Annotated in this window: 2 protein-coding genes; both read right to left on the bottom strand. The window is 38.6% G+C overall.

The genetic code is table 11. From position 1 onward, the window contains the following. Positions 1-2,092 (bottom strand): SpaA isopeptide-forming pilin-related protein (locus GMD3S_RS0209375; protein ID WP_001035137.1); only part of this gene is annotated, 2,092 nt, incomplete at its 3' end. 449 nt (positions 2,093-2,541) lie between these two features. Next, the coding region (locus tag GMD3S_RS10485) for an LPXTG cell wall anchor domain-containing protein (protein ID WP_033587333.1) at positions 2,542-2,729 on the bottom strand (188 nt) is incomplete at its 5' end.

Here is a 2,729-nt window from a genome sequence, read left to right as displayed (position 1 = left end):
ATTTACCAGCTTCGGATGTCCAGCTTTCTACAGCTGTACCTTCTGCCTTATCGCCCTTGTAGATCTTGATTTGGGCACCTGCGATTTCAACCCCACCAAGGCTAATTTTACTGAACGTGATTTTACGAGCTACATCGTCATCTTTATCAGTAACTGTCAGAGTTGAATCTTGGGCTACAACACGATTGTCTTCGCCTTTAGAATCTTTTTCACCTACTTTTGTCACTTCAACAGTACCGTTAGGTTTAACTTGGAAAGTGATATCCGTTACTTTGAGGTAACCAGTTGGAGCGGCTTCCTCATGGAAGGTGTAGATGCCTGGTTCAAGATTCAGTTGCTTAGGTTGGTCAGTTGAAGTCCAGCTTTCTACGGCTGTACCTTCTGCCTTGTCGCCCTTGTAGATCTTAATCTGTGCACCTGGGATTTCATTTCCTCCAAGGTTTACCTTACTGAAGGTAATTGGTTTTGGACTAGTATCCTCTTTATCGGTAATAGTCAGAACTGGACCAGCTGCAAGAACAGTGTCATCAGCTCCCTTATTCTTAATAGTGATAGAACCGTCAGCATTAACAGTATAAGTAATATCTCCTACAATTTGATATCCCTCTGGAGCATTGAACTCTCTTAGAGTGTAGGTCCCTGGTGCCAGCTTAATCACTTTAGAAGTGTCAGCTACAGTAGTCCAGTCTGCAACAGGTGCCTCTTCAAGATTGACTGTATCTCCACTATAGATTTTCAGTTCCGCTCCTGGAATTTCTTTTCCATTTGGATCCACCTTTTTGAAAGTAATCTCTTTTTCAATTGGAGTCTTCGGAGGTGTCTTCTTATTTTCAATTCGACGTTCTACTGATTTGTCTGAACCAAACTCATCTGGAGAAATTTTAATATCTTCAGTTAATTTGTCATAGCCAAGAGGAGCCGTTACTTCACGAATTGTATAGTTGTCTCGCAACAATTTGCCTACACTAGCGTTACCATCAGGACCTGTTGTCAATCGTCCAACAACAGCTTGGTTACGATCACGAATTACTTCAAAAACTGCGCCTTGCAATGGTTGGCCTGCTTCGTCTACCTTATGAATTTTAATGGTGAAAACATATCCTTCCGCAACACCACCTGCAATCTGGTAGGTACGTGTGCTTGTTGATTGTTCATTCTCACTACCATTGTAGCTCATGTTGGCTACGTTCGTGATTTCCTCACCATCGACTAGATCATAATTCGCTTTAGCTCGATACTCGATCATATAACCAAAACCATTAGTATCTCCTAAAGGAAGGGTGAAACCATCACCATTCGCATTTACCACTAGTTGGTTTTTAAAGGTTTCGGTCATATCCCGAGCATTAGTCCATTTCCAGTCTCCGTTATTCCAACTCCAATCTACTTTGTAAATTCGAAAAGTATCTGGTAGGAATGTCATATTTGGAGAAGAGAAAGCATCTTTGATAGTGACATCACTGTAGTTCGCCATATTGCGGTTTACAGTAATGTTATAACGGATTACATTTTTCTCGTCATCCTTGAATTGGAAGGAACTCTTTTCAATTTTAGAGTCGTATTTCCCTGGAGGGCCGTTATAACGGATTTTCCCTGCAAATAGAACTCTATGTCCTACAGTAATGTTGACATCAACGTCTTTTTCTTCTGAAACAACGTCATGGTCAACTCGGACATAGACAAAGAATTTCCCCCTAACGCCAGAATTATTCTCAACAAATTTTGTATAAGTGAGAGTAATTGTTTTGCTAGCTGCATCTAAACGACCAGTAGCTACAAGATTGTTAGAAGCATCTCGTAATTCAATGTCTGAAGAGTTTGAAAATGCAATCTCTGATGGCAATTGAAGTGTTGTTGTATCACCTTCATGCACCGTATTATCTGGCAAAACAAAATCTGCAGTAAGACGGAATTCTTGCCAAATATCCAATCCTTGCGTTAATGCTTCACCAGATTTGTTCTCAACACCTACACTAGTGATAACATCATTATACTCTGCCGCACGTACTTGCGTCAGAGGAGCAAATGATTGGAGAATAACTCCCAAACAAAGAATAACGATCTGAATCCAAGATCTTATTTTTTTGTTCATGTGATCTTCCTTTCTCATAATATTCAATTGTAAATGTACAATGTAATTGTAAGCTAATTGATTGTCCCCAACTAATCACCGTTCACCTTTTTAAAAATGAACCGTATTAACTACATTACAACCACATTTTATCATACTATCGAAAAAAAGGCTAGGACTATCAAACAAATTTTTACAGAATAATTTATTTTTTTCTCTCTATTAAGAAATGATCCTTTTCCTTTAAATTTACTCGTTGACAAGCCAGTATATACCAGTTAAAAACAAATACGATAAACAGTATTTTTTTGCACATTTTATTTTAAAAATGCATTTTCACTTATTTAAATACGTCTTTTAGAATGGCATTGTTTATGCCAACATTACTAAATGATTTTTCTGTCATAAAAAAGACCAGGAAAACCTGGTCTTTCTTAGTCACCGCTAGATTCATATTCTAGCTAGTGCCTCTAATCTTCTTTTTTGCCTTTAGTGGCGACTAATCCTGCCCCCAAACCGAGAAGAGCTAAACCTGCTGCTACTGCTGCTTGGCTTGCTGCACTTCCTGTATTTGGCAACTGCTCTTTTTGAGCTTGATTAGCTTTACTTGAAGCAATTTCTTTTGTATCTGCTTTTTCTGATACTTGTGGTTTTGTTG

Source organism: Streptococcus sp. GMD3S (genome assembly GCF_000298695.2).
GTDB lineage: Bacteria > Bacillota > Bacilli > Lactobacillales > Streptococcaceae > Streptococcus.
The sequence above is the reverse complement of the archived record's forward strand: the minus strand, read 5'-3'. Positions and strand labels throughout refer to the sequence as shown.